This window comes from Diaphorobacter sp. C33, from assembly GCF_030503915.1.
GTDB lineage: Bacteria > Pseudomonadota > Gammaproteobacteria > Burkholderiales > Burkholderiaceae_C > Diaphorobacter > Diaphorobacter nitroreducens.
In genome coordinates this window covers 1,659,513-1,678,979 of record NZ_CP129980.1, presented here as the reverse complement: position 1 = coordinate 1,678,979, position 19,467 = coordinate 1,659,513, and the positions used below count along the sequence as shown (strand labels likewise).

18 protein-coding genes are annotated in these 19,467 nt (G+C 67.6%); 10 read left to right on the top strand and 8 right to left on the bottom strand.

Going from position 1 to position 19,467, the window contains the following annotated elements; translation table 11 throughout:
* Positions 1 to 78 precede the first annotated feature (78 nt).
* From mltB to QY917_RS07970, 4 genes are all read right to left on the bottom strand, one after another.
* Entirely contained in the window at positions 79 to 1,143 is a 1,065-nt protein-coding gene (gene mltB / locus QY917_RS07985) for a lytic murein transglycosylase B (RefSeq protein WP_123676063.1), read from the bottom strand.
* Positions 1,140 to 3,206, bottom strand: coding sequence for a DUF3488 and transglutaminase-like domain-containing protein (locus QY917_RS07980; protein ID WP_123676064.1), 2,067 nt, complete (start codon positions 3,204 to 3,206; stop codon positions 1,140 to 1,142). Before QY917_RS07980 ends, mltB begins: the two co-directional genes overlap by 4 nt.
* 99 nt (positions 3,207 to 3,305) lie before the next feature.
* Positions 3,306 to 4,331 carry a DUF58 domain-containing protein gene (locus QY917_RS07975; protein ID WP_088886423.1) on the bottom strand — a complete coding sequence of 342 codons (1,026 nt, stop codon included), beginning with the start codon at positions 4,329 to 4,331 and terminating at the stop codon, positions 3,306 to 3,308.
* A 4-nt stretch (positions 4,332 to 4,335) separates the two neighbouring features.
* Entirely contained in the window at positions 4,336 to 5,256 is a 921-nt protein-coding gene (locus QY917_RS07970) for a MoxR family ATPase (RefSeq protein ID WP_011805970.1), read from the bottom strand.
* A 38-nt stretch (positions 5,257 to 5,294) separates the two neighbouring features.
* Between QY917_RS07970 and QY917_RS07965 the strand changes: the two genes are divergently transcribed.
* The 8 genes from QY917_RS07965 to QY917_RS07930 all read left to right on the top strand — a co-directional run bounded on the left by QY917_RS07965 (position 5,295) and on the right by QY917_RS07930 (position 14,545).
* Positions 5,295 to 6,254: a histone deacetylase family protein gene (locus QY917_RS07965; protein ID WP_015913716.1), complete on the top strand. Its 960-nt coding sequence runs from the start codon at positions 5,295 to 5,297 to the stop codon at positions 6,252 to 6,254.
* Between the two features lie 48 nt (positions 6,255 to 6,302).
* Entirely contained in the window at positions 6,303 to 7,121 is an 819-nt protein-coding gene (locus QY917_RS07960) for an enoyl-CoA hydratase (protein ID WP_123676065.1), read from the top strand.
* Positions 7,122 to 7,140: 19 nt separating this feature from the next.
* Positions 7,141 to 8,424, top strand: a complete 1,284-nt coding sequence (locus QY917_RS07955) for a mechanosensitive ion channel family protein (RefSeq protein ID WP_123676066.1) — start codon at positions 7,141 to 7,143, stop codon at positions 8,422 to 8,424.
* Between the two features lie 161 nt (positions 8,425 to 8,585).
* Complete coding sequence (locus QY917_RS07950; protein WP_302079259.1) at positions 8,586 to 9,335, top strand: electron transfer flavoprotein subunit beta/FixA family protein; 750 nt, start codon at positions 8,586 to 8,588, stop codon at positions 9,333 to 9,335.
* Between the two features lie 21 nt (positions 9,336 to 9,356).
* The gene (locus QY917_RS07945; protein ID WP_135149135.1) at positions 9,357 to 10,289 is read left to right on the top strand and encodes an electron transfer flavoprotein subunit alpha/FixB family protein; all 933 of its coding nucleotides are present in this window, start codon (positions 9,357 to 9,359) and stop codon (positions 10,287 to 10,289) included.
* Positions 10,290 to 10,369: 80 nt separating this feature from the next.
* Complete coding sequence (locus QY917_RS07940) at positions 10,370 to 12,160, top strand: acyl-CoA dehydrogenase (RefSeq protein ID WP_011805964.1); 1,791 nt, start codon at positions 10,370 to 10,372, stop codon at positions 12,158 to 12,160.
* A gap of 78 nt (positions 12,161 to 12,238) precedes the next feature.
* Positions 12,239 to 13,195, top strand: coding sequence for a nitronate monooxygenase family protein (locus QY917_RS07935; RefSeq protein WP_123675589.1), 957 nt, complete (start codon positions 12,239 to 12,241; stop codon positions 13,193 to 13,195).
* A gap of 186 nt (positions 13,196 to 13,381) precedes the next feature.
* Positions 13,382 to 14,545 (top strand): acyltransferase, encoded by a 1,164-nt coding sequence (locus QY917_RS07930; RefSeq protein ID WP_123675590.1) that lies wholly within the window; start codon positions 13,382 to 13,384, stop codon positions 14,543 to 14,545.
* 55 nt (positions 14,546 to 14,600) lie between these two features.
* Here QY917_RS07930 and rnk read toward each other — a convergent pair whose 3' ends face one another.
* Entirely contained in the window at positions 14,601 to 15,008 is a 408-nt protein-coding gene (gene rnk / locus QY917_RS07925) for a nucleoside diphosphate kinase regulator (protein ID WP_015913710.1), read from the bottom strand.
* 278 nt (positions 15,009 to 15,286) lie between these two features.
* Here rnk and QY917_RS07920 point away from each other — a divergent pair, with 278 nt between their 5' ends.
* The gene (locus QY917_RS07920) at positions 15,287 to 16,444 is read left to right on the top strand and encodes a PA0069 family radical SAM protein (protein WP_123675591.1); all 1,158 of its coding nucleotides are present in this window, start codon (positions 15,287 to 15,289) and stop codon (positions 16,442 to 16,444) included.
* A 55-nt stretch (positions 16,445 to 16,499) separates the two neighbouring features.
* Complete coding sequence (locus QY917_RS07915; RefSeq protein ID WP_123675592.1) at positions 16,500 to 16,799, top strand: putative quinol monooxygenase; 300 nt, start codon at positions 16,500 to 16,502, stop codon at positions 16,797 to 16,799.
* Between the two features lie 191 nt (positions 16,800 to 16,990).
* Here QY917_RS07915 and fghA read toward each other — a convergent pair whose 3' ends face one another.
* From fghA to QY917_RS07900, 3 genes are all read right to left on the bottom strand, one after another.
* Positions 16,991 to 17,863 (bottom strand): S-formylglutathione hydrolase, encoded by an 873-nt coding sequence (fghA, locus tag QY917_RS07910; protein ID WP_123675593.1) that lies wholly within the window; start codon positions 17,861 to 17,863, stop codon positions 16,991 to 16,993.
* Between the two features lie 106 nt (positions 17,864 to 17,969).
* On the bottom strand, positions 17,970 to 19,085 hold the full coding sequence (locus QY917_RS07905; protein WP_123675594.1) for an S-(hydroxymethyl)glutathione dehydrogenase/class III alcohol dehydrogenase: 1,116 nt from the start codon (positions 19,083 to 19,085) through the stop codon (positions 17,970 to 17,972).
* A 34-nt stretch (positions 19,086 to 19,119) separates the two neighbouring features.
* Positions 19,120 to 19,386 carry a metal/formaldehyde-sensitive transcriptional repressor gene (locus QY917_RS07900; protein WP_011805955.1) on the bottom strand — a complete coding sequence of 89 codons (267 nt, stop codon included), beginning with the start codon at positions 19,384 to 19,386 and terminating at the stop codon, positions 19,120 to 19,122.
* Positions 19,387 to 19,467 lie beyond the last annotated feature (81 nt).

The window sequence follows — 19,467 nt, the reverse complement described above, 5'->3', positions numbered from 1 at the left end:
GGCCGGGCGCACCTACAGGCCAGCGGCATCCACCTTACGACCAGAGGCTCATGCAGAGCACAACCGATACCACTGGAATCAAGGCCGCGCCGCCGCTACCGCCCGCCCCAACTCGATCACCGCCATGGCGTAGTAGCTCGACCAGTTGTAGCGCGTGATCGCATAGAAGTTCTCGGTGCCGGCCACGTAGCTGGGCGCCTCAGCGCCATTCTGCAGTTCCACCAGCGCTAATGGACCCGTGTGCTGCGCGCCTTCGCTCTGCACGTGCGCCCCTTGGGCCGCCATGCTGGCGACGCTGAAGGTGGGCAGGATGTCCGGCGCCAGCAGCGCGTCCAACTGCAGCGTGGCCGCGTCAAACGCCACTGCGTAGTGCGTGGGCATGCCGCTCTGCCAGCCGTGGCCCACGAAGTAGTTGGCCACGGAGCCGATGGCGTCCTGCGCGCTGCGCCACAGGTCGATGCGGCCGTCGCCGTCGAAATCCACCGCGTAGCGCGACCAGCTCGACGGCATGAACTGCCCCAGACCCATGGCGCCCGCGTAGCTGCCGCGCGGGGTGTGCGGGTCGATGCCCGTGCGGTCCATGAGGGTCAGAAACTGCTCCAGCTCGCGCTGGAAGAACGCGCGCCGCTCGGCCGCGCGCGGGTGTGCGTCGGGAAAGTCGAAGGCCAGCGTGGCCAGCGCGTCGATCACCCGCAGGTTGCCCATGTGCTGGCCGTAGAGTGTCTCCACGCCGATGATGCCCACGATGATCTCGGCGGGCACGCCGTATTGCGTTTCAGCGCGCGCCAGCGCATCGGCGTTGTCCTGCCAGAAGCGCAGGCCCGCGCGGATGCGCGTGGGCTCCACGAAGCGCGCACGGTAGGCCGCCCAGTTCTTGGGCGTACCCCGCGCGGGCGGCAGCACCAGGCGCGGCACCTGGGGCAGCAGCCGCGCTTGCCCGATCGCCTGGCGCACCCATTCGCGGTCCAGCCCGCGCCGCTCTGCCAGATCGTCGGCGAACTGCATGGCCTGCGCACGTTGCGCATAGTGGTAGGTGGCCGCGGTCTTGGTGGCTGTTTTTTTAGAATGATTTTGGGCTAAGGTGCTTATGGGTAAAGCGCTGACAGCTATGAAAAATGTAGCTTGTGCAAGGGTGCGGATCATGGGGCAGAGGGGCGTGGATTCTGCGCGGTGGGCCAGGGCAGGCGGGGCAATTCGCGCTGCAGGTCGGCCAGCAGGACGCGGGGTTCGGGGGCGTAGCGGGCCTGCTCCACGCGCAGCAGCCACTGCGCGGCGGCTTCGGCGGGGGCGCCCAGTTCGGCGCGCGCACGCGCGGCCATGGTGCGTGGCGGCAGGTGGGGTGGCAGCGGCAGGCCGGCGCGTGCCAGTCGCTGGCGGGCCTGCAGCAGCAGGCGCTGCCAGGGGTCCTGGCGGCTGCGCTCCCACAGGGCCCAGCCTGCGCCCACGGCGGCGGCCAGCGCGGCCAGCAGGCCCAGCAGGCGCACCAGGTCCTGCCAACTGGGCGACTGCATGCCCAGCGACTTGAGCAAATCGAGCTGGCGCCCCTGGGTGTAGTTCAGCACCCATTGGTTCCAGCCGTTGTTCACGGCCTCCCACACCGACCGCAGACTGCGTACCAGCGAAGGATTGACGACGGCATCCATCGCGGTGCCCAACACGCCGCGAGGCGCCTGCAATCGCTGGAACTGGCCGATGCGCCCCGGCGACACGGCCCCCGTGGGGTCCACGCGCACCCAGCCGCGGCCCTCCAGCCAGACCTCGGCCCAGGCGTGTGCGTCGCTCTGGCGCACGGTCCAGTAGCCGTCGATACCGTTGAGCTCGCCCCCCTGGTAGCCCGTGACGATGCGCGATGGCACGTCCAGCGCGCGCATCAGCACCACGAAGGCCGAGGCGATGTGCTCGCAAAAGCCTTCCTTGCGGTCGAACCAGAACTCGTCGGCGGTGTGCTCGCCGTACACGCCGGGCTCCAGCGTGTAGGTGTAGCCGCCCGTGCGCAGCCGTGCCAGCGCGGCGTCGATGTAGGCCTGTGCCCCGCTGGCGGCCACGCGCGCCGCGATCGCGGGGTCGGCCTGCATCTGTTCGGCCAGGGCCAGGGTGCGGGGGTTCATCTCCGCAGGCAGTTCCACGTAGCCGTTCAGCAGGGAGGTGCGCCGCGTGGGGCCGTGGGTGAAGCGCAGGTGGCTTTCGGCGCGGTAGCGCAGCACGCTGGAGATGGGCCGGCTGGCAGACCATAGCAGTTCGGGCGACATCATCGCGCCGGTGCCCTGTGGGAGTTCGGGCCGCTCCTGCACGGCGTCCAGCGTCAGCAGCCAGGGGCGGCGGCTGGGCTCCAGCGTGACCTCGTAGCGCACGGACTCACCCTGCATTTGCAGGTTGGCCGGCGTGGGGTAGGCCCAGGTGATGCCGCGCGCCTCGGGCTGCGACAGTGCATACCAGTCACGCCCGTTGAAGGCCGTGAGCACCGGGCCGCGAAAGTACAGGCTGCTTTGCGGCGGTGGGGCTCCGCCTGGCGTGTCAAAGCGCACGCGCAGCGCTACGCTGTCGTCCAGCACCAGCGACGCCATGCTGCCGATGGACATCTCCCCCGACAGGCCGCTGCGCCCCGAGCGCGCATCGTCCGGCACGCCCCACAGCGGTGCCATGCGCGGAAACAGCAGGAACAGCGCCACCATAATGGGCGCGCCCAGCAGCGCCATGCGCGCGGCGGTGCGCATGGAGGCCACCAGCGGCGGCCGCCCCACCGGCATGTGGGCGTTGACCAGCGCGGTGAGCAGCCCGAGCAGCGCCACCAGCAGGGCGGCGGCCGTGGGCAGCGACTGCGAGAAGAAGAAGTTGGCCAGCAGCGTAAAGAAGCCGAGGAAGAACACCACCATGGCATCGCGCCGCGCGCGCAGCTCCAGCGTCTTGAGCGCCAGCAGCACCACGATCAGCGTCACGCCCGCGTCGCGCCCGACGATGGTGCGGTGCGACAGCAGCGTGAGCGCCACAGCCGCCGCAAGCAGTGCGCCAATCACCCAGCGCCCCGGCAGGGCACGCGCGCCCACGGCCAGCCAGCCGCGCCAAGCCAGCAGCGCTGCGGCCAGCGCGCTGGTCCACAGCGGCAGGTACGCGGCCAGCGGCGCCACGCAACAGGCCACCACCGCCAGCAGGAACAGGGTGTCGCGCGCTTCGCGCGGCAGGTGCGAAAGCCGCTGGGCCAGATTCACGTCGAGGCTCCCGCGCGTCGATAGGGGCTGCTATTGAATGAATAGCTGGTCGCGCTTATTGGTAGAGGGCTAGGTGCTTTTTTCATGTCAAAAACAGAATCAGCACAGCGCCAGTGCCTCCAGGCAGCGGTGGCGGTGTGCGGCGCCGCTGTCCGGTGCAATCTGCTGGCCGGGCAGGCGCAGGCCGTATTCCACGCCCAGCCGGTCGGCCTGCAGCACCCAGGCCGTGAGGCGCGAGACGCGGGCCTCCGGGTCCTGCAGGCCGGTGGCAGCGCCGTCCAGCCAGAGTTCGTGGTGCTGCGCCTGCTGGGTGTCGCGGCTCACCAGGTCGTCGGTGCCGGTGGCAAGCGACTTGGCGGCTTTCTTCCAGACCACCAGCTTGAGTGGGTCACCCCGCCGGTACGCGCGCACGCCATCGAATTCCCCGATGCCGCGCGCCGGTGCCTGGCCGCCGCTGCCCGAGCGCGGCTCGCCGGCGGGCAGCGCAGGGGCGCCCACCTCCGGGCGCGGGTAGACCAGCAGCTGCGCGGCGGGCTGCCACAGCGTCCACACGCGGAACGTGCCCAGCGGGTAGCGGGTTTCCGCCATCAGCACGGGCACGTCCTGCAGCCCGCGCCGCCCGGGCTGGAACGCCACCCGCACGGTGGCGGAGCCTTCGGCGGGCACGTCGGTCCAGGCCCATTCCGCGGCCTGGCCGCCGCGCACCGCCAACGCGATGCCATGGCGCGTGGCGCGCCGCGGGTTGTGCAGCTGTACCTGCAGCAGCGCGCCAGCACCGAGGAACTGCGGCTGCGGCGGCACCAGGTGCAGCGTGAGTCCGCGCAGTGTGGCGTGGCACAGGTGCACGCCCACCACCACGCTGCCGGCGAGCAGAAAGGTGAGCAGGTAGCCCAGGTTGAGTTGGAAGTTGATGGACGCCACCAGCAGCACCAGCAGCGTGAGGGCCAGCATCCAGCCAGCGCCTGTAGGCAGGATGTAGATGTTGCCCTGCGTGAGCGTGAGCGTGTCGGTGCGCCGCAGGCGCGCCAGCCACCAGCGCTGCCAGCGCGCGGCCACGGCACGCCAGGGCATCTGCCGCGGGGCCGCGGCACCGGGCGGTGCGGCCTGCTCGAATGCTGCGGGCATGGCGTCAGGGCAGGGGGACGGACTCGACCATGGCGCGCACCTGCTCCACGGCGCCGCGGCCGGCGTCGCCCACCGGCACCAGGCGGTGGGCAATGGTCTGCGGCAAGATGGCCTGCACATCGTCCGGCGCCACGTAGTCGCGCCCCTCGATGAGCGCCTGGGCCTTGGCCGCCCGCATCAGCGCGATGCCCGCGCGCGGCGACAGGCCCTGCAGGAACCAACGGCCCGAGCGCGTGGCGGCGATGAGATCCTGCACATAGTTGAGCAGCGGCTCGGCCGTGTGCACGGCCAGCACCTGGTGCTGCAGCGCGGCCAGATCGTCCAGCGACAGCAGCGGCAGCAGGCCGTCCAGCATGTCGCGGCGGTCGCTGCCGGCCAGCAGCAGGCGCTCGGCGCCACGGTCGGGATAGCCCAGCGAGATGCGCATGAGGAAGCGGTCGAGCTGGCTCTCGGGCAATGCGAAGGTGCCCAGCTGGTCGTGCGGGTTCTGCGTGGCGATCACGAAGAACGGGTGGGGCAGGGCGCGCGTCTCGCCTTCCACCGACACCTGCTTTTCCTCCATGGCCTCCAGCAGCGCGCTCTGCGTCTTGGGGCTGGCGCGGTTGATCTCGTCGGCCAGCAGCACCTGGGCGAACACCGGCCCGGGGTGGAACACGAAGGCCTCCTTGCCACGCTCGTACACCGACACGCCGGTGAGGTCGCTGGGCATCAGGTCGGCCGTGAACTGCACACGCGCGAACTGCAGGCCGAAGGTGCGTGCCAGCGCATGGGCCAGCGTGGTCTTGCCAACGCCCGGTACGTCCTCGATGAGCAGGTGCCCGCCGGCCAGCAGGCAGGCCACGCAGTCCTGTACCTGCGCGGTTTTGCCCACGATCACCGTGTTAAGCTGATCCAAAAGCGACTTGATCTTCTGCTGTGCATGCATGGCGTGACGTTATCCGAAAACGATTGAGACACCGGGGAATGACTGTGAGCAAGACGGGCTATTACACCCACCGTGACTGCTGGAAGCACGAGATGGGCCCAGGACACCCCGAATGCCCGGCGCGGCTGGACGCCATCGAGGATCGGCTGCTGGTGACCGGCGTGGCCGATGCCTTGCAGCATTGTGAGGTACCGCTGGCCTCGCTGGCCGACATCGAGCTGGCCCACGACCGCATGCACATGGCTGCGCTGCGCGGCCTGTCCGACCGGCTGATCGAGGAAGAGGCCGCGGGCGGACCGCCCTATGTGCAGGTGGACACGGACACCTCGATGAATCGCCACACCTGGACGGCCGCGCTGCGCGCCGCGGGCGCCGCACTGGCCGCCACCGACGCGGTGATGGCCGGAGAGATCGAGAACGCCTTTTGCAGCGTGCGCCCGCCTGGCCACCACGCCACGCGCACCAAGGCCATGGGCTTTTGCTTCTTCAACAACGTGGCCATCGCCGCCAAGTACGCGCTGCAGCGCTACAACCTCAAGCGCGTGGCGGTGGTGGACTTCGATGTGCACCACGGCAACGGCACGGAGGACATCCTGGCCGGCGACCCGCGCGCGCTCATGGTGAGCATCTTCCAGCATCCGTTCTACCCGTACTGCGGGGACCAGGAGCCGGCGTCCAACATGCTCAACGTACCCGTCCCCGCCTACACCAAGGGCATGGAGGTGCGCGACATCGTGGACATGGTCTGGATGCCGCGGCTGGAATCGTTCAAGCCCGAGATGATCTTCGTGAGTGCGGGCTTTGACGCGCACCGCGAGGACGACATGGGCCAGCTCAGCCTCAACGAGCAGGACTACGCCTGGATCACCATGCGCGTCAAGGATGTGGCCCGGCGCTTTGCACGCGGCCGCATCGTGTCGTGCCTGGAGGGCGGCTACATGATGGGGCCGCTGGCGCGCAGCGTGGAAGCCCATGTGCGCGTGTTGGCAGACCTTTGATTCTTCCCCGCGCGCGCCGCGCGGTATTCGTACTCAGGAGACTTCGCCATGACTTCCTCCCCCTCCACGGCGGCCGGTGGCGGCCCACTGCGTGTGCAGCGCGACGATCGCGGCGTAGTCACCCTCACGCTGGATGACGCGCCGCGCTTCAACGCCCTCGGCCACGAGATGCTGGCAGCACTGCAGCAGGCACTGGACGAGGTTGCGCGCGACGACAGCGTGCGCGTGGTGGTGCTCGCCGCGACTGGCAAGGCCTTCTGTGCGGGCCACAACCTTAAGGATATGGCGGCCAACCCGGACTTGGCGTGGTACCAGCGCCTGTTCGCCCAGTGCAGCCGCATGATGCTGAGCATCCACAAGCTGCCCGTACCGGTGATTGCGCGTGTGCACGGCATGGCCACGGCGGCGGGCTGCCAGTTGGTGGCGCAGTGCGACCTGGCCGTTGCCAGCGAAAACGCGACCTTTGCGACCAGCGGCATCCACTATGGCCTGTTCTGCGCCACGCCCAGTGTGCCATTGGTGCGCAACGTGCCGGCCAAGCGGGCCATGGAGATGCTGCTCACCGGGGACTTTATTGACGCGCGCACCGCGTTGGACCAGGGGCTGGTCAACCGCGTGGTGGCGCCCGAGTCGTTGGACGCCGAGGTGGAGTCGCTGGTGCGGTCCATTCTGCAGAAACCCCGCGTGGCTGTGGCCATGGGCAAGGCGCTGGTGTACCAGCAACGCGAACTGGGCCTGGACGCGGCGTACCAACTGGCGGGCCAGACCATGGCCACCAACATGATGGACGACGCCGCGCAAGAAGGTGCGCGCGCCTTTGCAGAGAAGCGTCAGCCGGCCTGGAAGCCGGCTGCTGATAAGGCTTGAGCCGAGGAGCGCCGCGCTGATGGAATGGTGGGAACGGCTGGCGGCCGACTTCCGGCTGTCCAGCCTGTGGCTGGAACTGGCGGTGCTGGCCGGTAGCGTGGCACTCGCTTATGGGCTGAGCCGGCGGGCCGGTCGAGGACAGCCGCCGGAGTCGGTCTGGTTCGGCCGCCGCATCGCGGACGGGTTGATGTTTCCTGCGGTGGTGCTGGCACTGGTGTATGCGGCGCGCGTGGTGGTGGAGCATTACCAGGCGGTTTTCCTGCTGCGCCTGGCGGTGCCGGTGTTCACGTCGCTGGTGCTGATCCGCTTCGTGGCACGCGTGCTGGCCATGGCGTTTCCGCGTTCAGGCCTGATGCGCCTGATGGAGCGCGTGCTCTCCTGGCTGGCCTGGGGCGTGGCTGCCTTGTGGATCGCCGGGCTGCTGCCGCGCGTGCTGCAGGAACTGGACGACATCCGCATCGCGTTCGGCAAGTCCAGCGTCAGCCTGCTGGCGCTACTGCAAGGCGGTCTGTCCGCGGTCTTGGTGCTGGTGGCTGCGCTGTGGGCGGCGTCGACTTTCGAGCGGCGCGTGCTCGACCATGCGGTGGCCGACCTGTCCATGCGCAAGGTGGCGGTGAATGCCACGCGGGCGCTGCTGCTGTTCGTGGGGTTGCTGCTGGCGCTGGCCGCTGTGGGGGTGGACCTCACCGCGCTGTCGGTTCTGGGCGGTGCGCTCGGCGTGGGCCTGGGCTTTGGCCTGCAGAAGCTGGCGGCCAATTACGTCAGCGGCTTCGTGATTCTGCTGGAACGCTCGCTGCGCATCGGGGACAACGTGCGCGTGGATGGTTTCGAGGGCCGCATCACGGACATCAAGACGCGCTACACGTTGATCCGCGCGGGCAACGGGCGCGAGTCCATCGTGCCCAACGAAAGCCTGATCACCCAGCGCGTGGAAAACCTGACCGCGTCCGACCGCAAATTCAACCTCACGACCAATATCACCGTCGCCTACGGCAGTGATGCCGCGAAGGTGCAGCAGATCCTGTGTGCTGCGGCGAGTGCGCAAGCGCGCGTGCTGGGCGACCCGGCGCCCGTAGCCTTCTTGCTCGATTTCATGCCGGACGGGCTGGTGTTCAACCTCAATTACTGGATCAATGATCCGGCTGCCGGTACTGCCAGCGTGCGGTCTGCGGTCAACCTCGCGGTGCTGGAAGGCTTGCGCACAGCGGGTATCGAGATCGCACAGCCGCAGCGCGTGGTGCATGTCGTGGCTTCGACGCCGGGGCAGGACGGAGTCGCGCCGGCAGCACTGCCACCGGCGTAGGCCTCGACCTGCCATGAATGCACTGGCATAATCGTCAAAAAGCACGATCGTTCGTTTTTGCCGTGTGCACCATGTTCCCATGACGGAGATGCTGCAGTGCGCAATAGAATGGACCGGTTTACGTAAACGTCAAGCAATCAACTATTGAAGGAGCCGCAGCAATGAAGGTTTTGGTCCCCGTCAAGCGCGTGGTGGACTACAACGTGAAGGTCCGGGTGAAGTCGGACGGCACGGGCGTAGACATCGCGAACGTGAAGATGAGCATGAACCCCTTTGACGAAATCGCCGTGGAAGAGGCGGTGCGGCTCAAAGAAAAAGGCCTGGCCACGGAAGTGATCGCGGTGAGCTGCGGCGTGGCGCAATGCCAGGAAACGCTGCGCACGGCGATGGCCATTGGCGCCGACCGCGGCATCCTGGTGGAAACCGATGCCGAGCTGCAACCCCTGGCCGTGGCCAAGCTGCTCAAGGCCCTGGTGGACAAAGAGCAACCGGGCCTGATCATCCTGGGCAAGCAAGCCATCGACGACGACGCCAACCAGACCGGCCAGATGCTGGCGGCCCTGGCAGACCTGCCCCAGGCCACCTTCGCCAGCAAGGTCGAAGTGGCCGGCGACAAGGTCAGCGTCACACGCGAAGTCGACGGCGGCCTGGAAACCCTGCAACTGACCACCCCGGCCGTCATCACCACCGACCTGCGCCTGAACGAGCCGCGCTACGTCACGCTGCCCAACATCATGAAGGCCAAGAAAAAGCCGCTGGACACCATCAAGCCCGAAGACCTCGGCGTAGACGTGGCCCCGCGCCTCAAGACCCTCAAGGTGGCCGAACCCCCGAAGCGCGGCGCTGGCGTGAAAGTGCCCGACGTCGCCACGCTGGTGGACAAGCTCAAGAACGAAGCCAAGGTCATCTAAAGGCAGGACAGGAGAAACAACATGACCGTACTCGTCATTGCAGAACACGACAACGCCAGCCTCAAGGCCGCCACCCTGAACACCGTCACCGCCGCACTCGCCTGCGGGGGCGACGTGCACGTGCTCGTAGCCGGTGAAGGCGCGCAGGCCGCCGCCCAGGCCGCCTCCCAAATCGCCGGCGTCGCCAAAGTCCTGCACGCCGACGGCGCCAGCCTGAAGGACGGCCTGGCCGAGAACCTGGCCGCCCAGGTGCTGCAGATTGCCGGCAACTACAGCCACATCCTGTTCCCGGCCACCGCCAGCGGAAAGAACGTCGCCCCGCGCGTGGCCGCCAAGCTGGACGTGGCGCAGATCAGCGACATCACCAAAGTGATCTCCGCCGACACCTTCGAGCGCCCCATCTACGCGGGCAACGCCATCGCCACCGTGCAAAGCGCGGACAACGTCAAGGTCATCACCGTGCGCGGCACCGGCTTTGACGCGGCGCCCGCCACGGGCGGCAGCGCCGCGGTGGAAACCACCGCCGCCGTGGCCGATGCCGGCAAGAGCAGCTTTGCCGGACGTGAAGTCACCAAGAGCGACCGCCCCGAGCTCACCGCCGCCAAGATCATCGTCTCGGGCGGCCGGGCGCTGGGCAGCAGCGAGAAGTTCAACGAAGTCATGACCCCGCTGGCGGACAAGCTGGGCGCGGCCATTGGCGCGAGCCGCGCAGCGGTGGACGCAGGCTACGCCCCGAACGACCTGCAGGTGGGGCAGACGGGCAAGATCGTTGCGCCGCAGCTGTACATCGCGGCGGGGATCTCGGGGGCCATCCAGCACCTGGCAGGGATGAAGGACAGCAAGGTGATCGTGGCGATCAACAAGGACCCGGAGGCACCGATCTTTGCGGTGGCCGACTATGGGCTGGAGGCCGATCTGTTCCAGGCCGTGCCGGAACTGGTGAAGGCCCTGTAAGCCGCTGCGCCGGCAAAAAGGCATCGCTTGCGATGCCTTTTTTTTGATCACATTCGTACCGTTTTGAGTTGGAGACACCCATGAGTTACACCGCCCCCGTCAAGGACATGCTGTTCGCCATCGAGCACTTGGCACGCATCGACCAGGTCGCGCAGATTCCCGGTTTCGAGGACGCTGGTCTGGACACGGCCGCTGCCGTGCTGGAAGAGTGCGCGAAGTTCAACGAGGGCGTGGTGGCTCCGCTCAATGTGGTTGGCGACGAGAAACCCTCCTGGTTCAAGGATGGTGCCGTGACCACCACGCCGGGCTTCAAGGAGGCCTTCAGCCAGTTCGCCGAGGGCGGCTGGCAGGGCTTGCAGCACCCTGCCGACTTCGGCGGCCAGGGCCTACCCAAGACCATCGGCGCGGCCTGCGTGGAAATGCTCAACAGCGCCAACCTGAGCTTTGCGCTGTGCCCGCTGCTGACCGATGGTGCCATCGAGGCGCTGCTCACGGCCGGCAGCGACGAACTCAAGGCCACCTACCTGGAAAAGCTGGTCACGGGCGAGTGGACCGGCACCATGAACCTGACCGAGCCGCAGGCAGGCTCCGACCTGGCGCTGGTGCGCACCAAGGCCGATCCCCAGCCCGACGGTACGTACAAGGTCTTCGGCACCAAGATCTTCATCACCTATGGCGAGCACGACATGGCGGAGAACATCGTGCACCTGGTGCTGGCGCGCGTGGCGGGTGCACCCGAGGGCGTGAAGGGCATCAGCCTGTTCGTGGTGCCCAAGTTCCTCGTGAACCAGGATGGCAGCCTGGGCGCGCGCAACGACGTGCATTGCGTGTCCATCGAACACAAGATGGGCATCAAGGCGTCGCCCACGGCCGTGCTGCAGTACGGTGATAACGGCGGCGCCATCGGCTACCTCGTGGGAGAGGAAAACCGCGGCCTGGAATACATGTTCATCATGATGAACGCCGCGCGCTACGCCGTCGGCGTGCAGGGCATCGCGGTGGCCGAGCGCGCGTACCAGAAGGCCGTGCAGTATGCGCGCGACCGCGTGCAAAGCCGCCCGGTCGACGGCAGCGTGGCCGGCAGCGCCGCCATCATCCACCACCCCGACGTGCGCCGCATGCTGATGACCATGCGCGCCTACACCGAGGGTTGCCGCGCCATGGCCACCACGGCTGCTGCGGCCTACGACGCCGCGCACCACCATCCCGATGCCGAGGTGCGCAAGCAGAACGCGGTGTTCTATGAATTCATGGTGCCACTGGTCAAGGGCTACAGCACCGAAATGAGCCTGGAAGTGGCCAGCCTGGGCGTGCAGGTACACGGCGGCATGGGCTTCATCGAGGAAACGGGCGCTGCGCAGTACTACCGCGACGCGAAGATCCTCACCATCTACGAAGGCACGACCGCCATCCAGGCCAACGACCTGGTGGGCCGCAAGACGGCGCGCGACGGCGGCCAGACGGCCAAGGCGATTGCCGCGCAGATCGAGGCCACCGAGGGCGAGTTGCGCGCCAGCGGCACGGCCGACGCTCAAGCGGTGGCCCAGCGCCTGGCTGCCGCACGCCAGGCATTCCTGGAAGTGGTGGATTTCATCGCCGGTGGCGCCAAGGCCCACCCCAACGACGTGTATGCGGGCAGCGTGCCCTATCTGATGCTGGCCGGCAATCTGGTGGCGGGCTGGCAGCTGGCGCGCGCGTTGCTGGTGGCGCAGGAGCTGTCCGCCAAGGGACAGGACGTGGCCTTCATGCAGGCCAAGATCGCCACGGCGCGCTTCTATGCCGACCACCTGCTGACCAAGGCGCCGGGCCAGCGCGACGCAATCGTGCACGGTGCGGCCAGCGTCACGGCTCTGCCGCTGGAAGCATTCTGAAAATTGCTTCTGTTTTGATAGCTGTTAGCGCTTGCGGGTAAAGCGCTACAGCCCATTTTTATTATGGAGACCGTCCGAATGTCCAAACTGCCCCCAGCGTTGCAGAAACCCTCGCTGCCCGTCATCGGCTCGCCGCTGTTCATCATCAGCAACCCCCAGCTCGTGATCGAGCAGTGCAAGGCCGGCATCGTGGGCTCCATGCCTGCGCTCAACGCACGGCCGGCGGAGCAACTCGACGACTGGCTCGCCGAGATCACCGAAACGCTGGCGGCGTGGGACAAGGCGCATCCTGAGTCGCCCTCCGCTCCGTTCGCTATCAACCAGATCGTGCACAAGAGCAACGACCGGCTGGAGCACGACATGCAGATCTGCGCCAAGTACAAGGTGCCGATCGTCATCACCAGCCTGGGCGCGCGCGAGGACGTGAACCAGGCCGTGCACAGCTGGGGCGGCATCGTGCTGCACGACATCATCAACAACAAGTTCGCGCACAAGGCCATCGAGAAGGGGGCCGACGGCCTCATCGCCGTGGCGGCGGGCGCGGGGGGCCACGCAGGGGTGAAGAGCCCGTTTGCGCTGATCCAGGAAATCCGCCAATGGTTTGACGGTCCGCTCGCGCTGTCGGGCTCCATCGCCTCGGGCGGCGCCATCCTGGCCGCGCAGGCCATGGGCGCGGACTTCGCCTACATCGGCTCGGCCTTCATCGCCACGCACGAGGCGCGCGCCATCGATGCGTACAAGCAGGCCATCGTCGAGGGCAACTCCGACGACATCGTCTACAGCAATCTGTTCACGGGTGTGCACGGCAACTACCTGGCGCAGTCGATCCGCGCGGCAGGCCTGGACCCCGACAACCTACCGGAGTCCGATCCGAGCAAGATGAACTTCGGTGGCGACGCCAAGAAGGCTTGGAAGGACATCTGGGGCTGCGGCCAGGGCATCGGCAGCATCACCGAGGTCACTTCGACGGCTGAACTCGTCGCGCGCCTGCGCCGCGAGTACCAGCAAGCGCGCGAGCGCCTGGCCCTGGGCTGATGCCCGCGCGGGGCTGCCACGTAGCCCCGTTGGCCCAACGGCGCCCCAGGGGCACCGTTTTTGTTGATGCGCGCCCGCTGTGTAGCGGTCAGCAGCATCAGCGCAAAAGGCGCAAAATCTCGGGCTTGCCCGATTACCGTGAACCCCCGTCGCAGGCCTGCTGCCGGCACGGGGTTCCTGTTTTGAATGTCCCAGCACACCCCGTCTCATGCCTCCCGCAGCGCGTTGATCGACTGCACCAAAGGCCTGGCCTGCGCCGCCATCGTCTGGCACCACCTGGCGTTCTACGGGCCCATGTCCGACGTGGCGCGCCAAGCGGTGCCGGGATTGATCGACTGGCTCTACGAATACGCGCGCATGGCGGTGCAGGTGTTCCTGGTGCTGGGGGGATTCCTGGCAGCAGCCAGTCTGGCGCCGCAGGGGCAGGCGCGCTTTACCGACCCTGCCCAGCGCATCGCACGGCGTTTCGTGCGCCTGGTGGTGCCCTACGCGGTGGCGCTGGTGATCGCCATCGTCGTGCAGGCGACCGTGCAACCGTGGTTCGACCACGCCTCGGTATCCGACGTGCCGGACCTGAGCCAGTTGCTCGCGCATGCGCTGCTGCTGCAAAGCGTGCTGAACGAGGAGTCGCTGTCGGCCGGCGTCTGGTACGTGGCCATCGACTTTCAGCTGTTCGCCCTCACCACGCTGGTCCTGACTGGGGTATCACGCGCGGCGGTGGCGCTGCGTGCGCGCGGCATGTCCCGCTACTGGCCCTGGGCCCTGAGCGGCGCGCAGGCACTCGTGGCGACGGGCGTCGCCGCCTCGCTGCTGTACTTCAACCGCGACGCCGATTGGGACGTCTGGGCGGTGTATTTCTTCGGTGCCTATGGCCTTGGCATGCTGGCCTACTGGGCCGTGCAGTCGCCCCGCGCGCTGGGAGCCTGGAGCTGGGCGCTGCTGATCGCGGCGCTGGTGGTGGCTGCGTTGGCACTGGAGTGGCGCCCCCGCATTGCGCTGGCCGGCGTGACTGCGCTGCTGCTGGTGGTGGCCATGCGCAGCCTGGCCATGCAGCGCTGGCAAGGCTGGGCACCGCTCAGCCGGCTGGGGCAGATCTCGTATTCGGTATTCCTCGTGCACTTTGCGGTGTGCGTGCTCGTCAACGCGGTGGAAAGCTACTTCTGGCCGCAGTCAGTAGCCGCCGCGATGGCGGGCATGGGCATCGCTTTCGTGCTGTCGATCGCCGCGGGCCACCTGCTGTACGAGCGTGTGGAGCGCCACGTTCCCACATGGCAATCTGCGCTGCGCTGGCAGGCCGGACTCGTGGGAACCGGCCTGCTGACCACCGCGCTCATGGCAGGCCTGCGCTGACGAAAAAAAGGCAGCCAGTCATGGCTGCCTCGGGTCTTGGGTGGTGCGATCGCGCTCAGCGATGCAGTTCACCCGCGTTCTCGGGTTGGAAATCAATGGCGTCCACGCGCACGGTGACCTGGCCGGTGGGACTGGGCATCTGGAATTCGTCGCCCACGCCCAGGCCCAGCAGTGCGATGCCGACGGGTGCGAACACCGACACCTTGTCGCCCGAGCCGTCCATCTCCTTCGGATAGACCAGCGTCAGCGTGTTCGTCTTGCCGGTTTCCAGCAGCGTGAAGCGCACGGTGGAATTCATGGTCACCACGTTGGGGGGCATGTCCTTGGGATCGAACACGTCGGCGCGGTCCAGCTCGGCCTCCAGTGCTTCCCGGCCAGGAAAGGGGGCGGTTTGTTTTTCCAGCAGGGCTTCGATGCGCTCCAGGTCCAGGGACGACAGGATGATGTGGGGCTTGCGCTGCATGGTGTGATTCCCTTGTAAACGATAGTGAAAGCGCGCCTGCCGGGCAGCCGCGCTCAAACGGACAAAAGCCCGGGCAACGGGGTTGTCCGGGCCAAGGCATGTTCTCAAAAAAAGCACCAAATTGGGTGCGGAAGTGGTGAATTGTGCGGCCTGGTGCCGCGTTTGCCAAGCGATCTCACACGCGCGCAGTGCGAATTGCGCTGCGCTTGCAGCCCCCCGGCAAATGGCGTAGGCCTTTGGATATTGCCAGAATAACTGTTTATTTATACAGTTATTCAATGCATTCCGAAGACGATCCCCCGCCCTCACTGGCTCCTGTCGTATGGGCGCCCGTGCAGCCACTCAAGGGGCGGGGTACAGCCACGCGTATGGCCCACCGTTTCATGCGCGATGTGCGCGAGGCGTTTGACGACGGCTGGGGCGGGCCGGCGGAGGGTGTGATGGGCGACGAAAGTGCCGCGCCCGCCGCGCCGCTGACCCAGGTGATCTGGGAAGACGCGCGCAGCGCGCTGTGCGGCAATGATTCGCCCGACATCTTCTTCGAGCAGTCGGTGAACCCTTACCGTGGCTGCGAGCATGGCTGTGTGTACTGCTACGCACGGCCCACGCACAGCTACCTCAACCTGTCGCCGGGGCTGGACTTCGAGACCCGCATCATCGCCAAGCGTAATATCGCCACGGTGCTGCGGGGCGAGTTGGCGCGCGCCAGCCATCGGCCTTCGGTGGTCAACATCGGCTCCGCCACCGACTGCTACCAGCCGGTGGAGCGTGAGCTGCGCCTCACGCGCGCGCTGATCGAGGTGATGCGCGATGCGCGACACCCGTTCTCGCTGATCACCAAGAGCAGCGGCGTGGAACGTGACCTGGACCTGCTGGCTCCGCTGGCGCACAGCCGGCTGGCGGCGGCCTACGTGACCATCACCACGCTGGATGCGCGCCTGGCCCGCGTGCTGGAGCCGCGCGCGGCCGCGCCGCACCGGCGGCTGCGCACCATCCGCGCGCTGGCCGAAGCCGGCGTGCCCGTCGGCGTGAGCGTGGCGCCGCAGATTCCTTTCATTACGGAGGACATGGAGCAGGTGCTGGCCGCCGCGCGCGATGCGGGCGCCACCTCGGCCTTCTACACGGTGATCCGCCTGCCGTGGGAACTCAATGCCCTGATGCGCGAGTGGCTGCAACTGCACTACCCGCAGCGTGCCGAACGCGTCCTGGCGCGCATTCAGGATCTGCACGGAATCGACGCAACCGCGCGTATCGCGGGCAAGAGCTACGACAGCAGCCACGCCACGCGCATGAAGGGCTCGGGCCTGTGGGCCGACCTGCTGCGCCAGCGCTTCGAGAAGACCTGTGCGCGCCTGGGCCTGAACCGCCAGCGCACGGAACTGGACCTGTCGCAGTACCGCCCGGCGCTGGCGCGCGGGCAGGGGGTGCTGTTCTGAGCGCGGTGCGCGCCGCGGCTAGCATGGGCGCTTTGCTGTGGGGAGGGAGTGCCGAATGCTGTTGATCGTAGGAACCATTCGCCTGCCGGCGGACGGGCTGGCCGCCGCGCTGCCGGCCATGCGGGCGATGGTGCAGGCTTCACGGGCCGAACCGGGCTGCATCGAATATGCGTATGCGCAGGATGTGCTGGACGCCGGGCTGATCCACGTGCATGAGCTGTGGCGCAGCCAGGACGACCTGGACCGGCACTTCGCCAGTGCCCACATTGCGCAGTGGCGCGCTCTGTGGCCGGCGCTGGGCATCGGCGGGCGCGACCTGCGCACCTATGCGGTGGGTGCGCCCCGCCCGGTGTGAGCGGTTTGGCGGGCGCCGGGTGTCAGACGGTGCATGAACCTCAGGCGGCCCGGGCAACCGCGAAAGGGCGGCAGAAACGCGGCCAGTCGCGGCGCAAGGCGCTCCCCTCGTTCGGGCTGTAGCGGGCATCCGCAACGGCGCGCGGACAGGTTGTGCGGAACGAGCGAGCCGGGCAGTTCGTTCACACTGCCTCAGGCGCCCAACTGCTGCGCGTGGTGGCGCAGGTGGTCGTCGATGAAGCTCTGGATGAAGTAGTAGCCGTGGTCATAGCCTGCGTGGCGGCGCAGCGTGAGCGGCTGGCCGATGGCGCTGCAGGCCGCCTCGAACAGGTGCGGGTGCAGTTGATCGGCCAGGAATTTGTCGTCCAGCCCCTGGTCGATGAGGATGCCGCCGGGGTAGGGCGCGAGGGGCTGGTTCTCCATGAGCACGGTGGCGTCGTGCTGTCCCCAGGAGGTGCGGCCCGGGCCCAGGTAGCCGGTGAACGCCTTCTCGCCCCAGGGGCAGCGCGTGGGGGCGCAGATGGGCGCGAAGGCCGACAGGCTCTTGAACCGGCCCGGGTGGCGCAGTGCCAGCGTCAGCGCGCCATGGCCGCCCATGCTGTGGCCAAACAGGCCCAGCCGGGCACCGTCGATGGGCAGGGCGTTGGTGACAAGCGGCAGCAGTTCCTCCAGCAGGTAGCTTTCCATACGCCAGTGCGTGGACCAGGGGGCTTGCGTGGCGTCCAAATAGAAGCCCGCGCCCACGCCGAAGTCCCAGGCGTCGGCCTCGCCCGCCACGCCCGCGCCGCGCGGGCTGGTGTCGGGGGTGATGAGGGCCAGGCCCAGCTCTGCCGCCAGGCGCTGGGCGCCGGCCTTGATGGGGAAGGTCTCCTCGGTGCAGGTCAGGCCCGCGAGGTAGAGCAGCGCGGGGACCTTTCTATCCGCACTCTCGGCTGCCAGCGCACGGGGCGGCAGGTAGACGGCGAAGCGCATCGGCAGACCCACTGCGTGCGATGCATGGCGGTAAAAGCGTTGCTCGCCGCCAAAGCAGGCGTGGGCCGAGAGTTGTTCCAGGGTGTCGGACATGGGCGTGTTGCTCCTTTTTAAGTAGCTGTTGGCGTTTGGTATGGGGGGGATTCAGTAATAAAAGTACTGGAATCCCTTGTGCATCAAGCGCCAAGCGCTCCTGTTTTTATGCAGCGTAGTTCACCACCGAGCGGATCGACTTGCCCTCGTGCATCAGGTCGAACGCCTGGTTGATGTCCGTGAGGCCCATGGTGTGGGTGACGAACGGGGCGAGCTGGATCTTGCCGGCCATGGCGTCCTCCACCATGCCGGGCAGTTCGCTGCGGCCCTTGACGCCGCCGAAGGCCGTACCCAGCCACTTGCGGCCCGTGACGAGCTGGAACGGGCGAGTCGAGATCTCTTGTCCCGCACCGGCCACGCCGATGATCACGCTCTGACCCCAGCCGCGGTGTGCGCATTCCAGCGCCGCACGCATCACGTTGACGTTGCCAATGCACTCGAAGCTGTGGTCCACACCCCAGCCAGTCATCTCCACGATCACCTGCTGGATGGGCTTGTCGAAGTCCTTGGGGTTCACGCAGTCGGTGGCTCCGAAGGTGCGTGCCAGGTCGAACTTGCCCGGGTTGGTGTCGATGGCGATGATGCGGCCCGCGCCGGCCAGGTGGGCGCCCTGGATCACCGCCAGGCCGATGCCGCCCAGGCCGAACACGGCCACGCTGTCGCCCGGCTGCACCTTGGCGGTGTTCTTGACCGCGCCCAGCCCGGTGGTCACGCCGCAGCCCAGCAGGCAGACCTGCTCGGGGTTGGCATCGGGGTGAACCTTGGCCAGCGACACCTCGGCCACCACGGTGTATTCGCTGAACGTGGAGCAGCCCATGTAGTGGTACACGGGCTGGCCGTTGTAGCTGAAGCGCGTGGTGCCGTCGGGCATCACACCCTTGCCCTGCGTGGCGCGCACGGCCACGCACAGGTTGGTCTTGCCGCTCTTGCAGAACAGGCATTCGCCGCATTCGGCGGTGTACAGCGGAATCACATGGTCGCCCGGCTTGACGCTGGTGACGCCTTCGCCCACCTCCACCACGACGCCCGCGCCCTCATGGCCCAACACGGCGGGGAAGATGCCCTCGGGGTCGTCGCCGCTGAGCGTGAAGGCATCGGTGTGGCATACGCCGGTGTGGGTGATCTTGACCAGCACTTCCCCCTTGCGGGGCGGGGCCACGTCGAGTTCGACGATCTGCAGGGGTTCACCAGCTTTGAAGGCGACGGCGGCGCGGGATTTCATGGGAGGGCTCCTTGTAGTGAAAGGGTGGGGGGCGTTACTTCAGGTACGAGCGCAGCAGGGCCAGCGTCTCGTCCACGGCCTGGGGCGAGGGGGCGGGCTCTTGCGCCAGCGTTTCGCGCACATGGCTGTCCAGCATGTCGGCCATCAGCCCATGCACGGCGCCGCGCAGGGCGGCCAGCTGCTGCAGGATGGGTGCGCAGTCGCTGCCCGCCTGCACGGCGCGCTCCAGCGCCTCGGCCTGGCCGCGGATGCGGCGCAGGCGCGTGATGGCGCGTTGCTTGTCTTCGGCGGTATGGGGCATGGCGGTTGGATGGGCGGGCGTTGCGCCAGGATGTGTTGCTATGTGTCTTGTACTAGGGGGAAGTATAAATCGATGGCGCTT

Excerpts from the sequence above, each read along its gene's own strand:
- QY917_RS07940 (WP_011805964.1), top strand. The coding sequence starts at position 10,370 with ATGAGTTACACCGCCCCCGTCAAGGACATGCTGTTCGCCATCGAGCAC.
- QY917_RS07905 (WP_123675594.1), bottom strand. The coding sequence starts at position 19,085 with ATGAAATCCCGCGCCGCCGTCGCCTTCAAAGCTGGTGAACCCCTGCAG.
- rnk (WP_015913710.1), bottom strand. The coding sequence starts at position 15,008 with ATGCAGCGCAAGCCCCACATCATCCTGTCGTCCCTGGACCTGGAGCGC.
- QY917_RS07920 (WP_123675591.1), top strand. The coding sequence starts at position 15,287 with ATGCATTCCGAAGACGATCCCCCGCCCTCACTGGCTCCTGTCGTATGG.
- QY917_RS07950 (WP_302079259.1), top strand. The coding sequence starts at position 8,586 with ATGAAGGTTTTGGTCCCCGTCAAGCGCGTGGTGGACTACAACGTGAAG.
- QY917_RS07900 (WP_011805955.1), bottom strand. The coding sequence starts at position 19,386 with ATGCCCCATACCGCCGAAGACAAGCAACGCGCCATCACGCGCCTGCGC.
- QY917_RS07955 (WP_123676066.1), top strand. The coding sequence starts at position 7,141 with ATGGAATGGTGGGAACGGCTGGCGGCCGACTTCCGGCTGTCCAGCCTG.
- QY917_RS07960 (WP_123676065.1), top strand. The coding sequence starts at position 6,303 with ATGACTTCCTCCCCCTCCACGGCGGCCGGTGGCGGCCCACTGCGTGTG.
- QY917_RS07965 (WP_015913716.1), top strand. The coding sequence starts at position 5,295 with ATGACTGTGAGCAAGACGGGCTATTACACCCACCGTGACTGCTGGAAG.
- QY917_RS07915 (WP_123675592.1), top strand. The coding sequence starts at position 16,500 with ATGCTGTTGATCGTAGGAACCATTCGCCTGCCGGCGGACGGGCTGGCC.
- QY917_RS07975 (WP_088886423.1), bottom strand. The coding sequence starts at position 4,331 with ATGCCCGCAGCATTCGAGCAGGCCGCACCGCCCGGTGCCGCGGCCCCG.
- QY917_RS07930 (WP_123675590.1), top strand. The coding sequence starts at position 13,382 with ATGTCCCAGCACACCCCGTCTCATGCCTCCCGCAGCGCGTTGATCGAC.
- fghA (WP_123675593.1), bottom strand. The coding sequence starts at position 17,863 with ATGTCCGACACCCTGGAACAACTCTCGGCCCACGCCTGCTTTGGCGGC.
- QY917_RS07935 (WP_123675589.1), top strand. The coding sequence starts at position 12,239 with ATGTCCAAACTGCCCCCAGCGTTGCAGAAACCCTCGCTGCCCGTCATC.
- QY917_RS07945 (WP_135149135.1), top strand. The coding sequence starts at position 9,357 with ATGACCGTACTCGTCATTGCAGAACACGACAACGCCAGCCTCAAGGCC.
- QY917_RS07970 (WP_011805970.1), bottom strand. The coding sequence starts at position 5,256 with ATGCATGCACAGCAGAAGATCAAGTCGCTTTTGGATCAGCTTAACACG.
- mltB (WP_123676063.1), bottom strand. The coding sequence starts at position 1,143 with ATGATCCGCACCCTTGCACAAGCTACATTTTTCATAGCTGTCAGCGCT.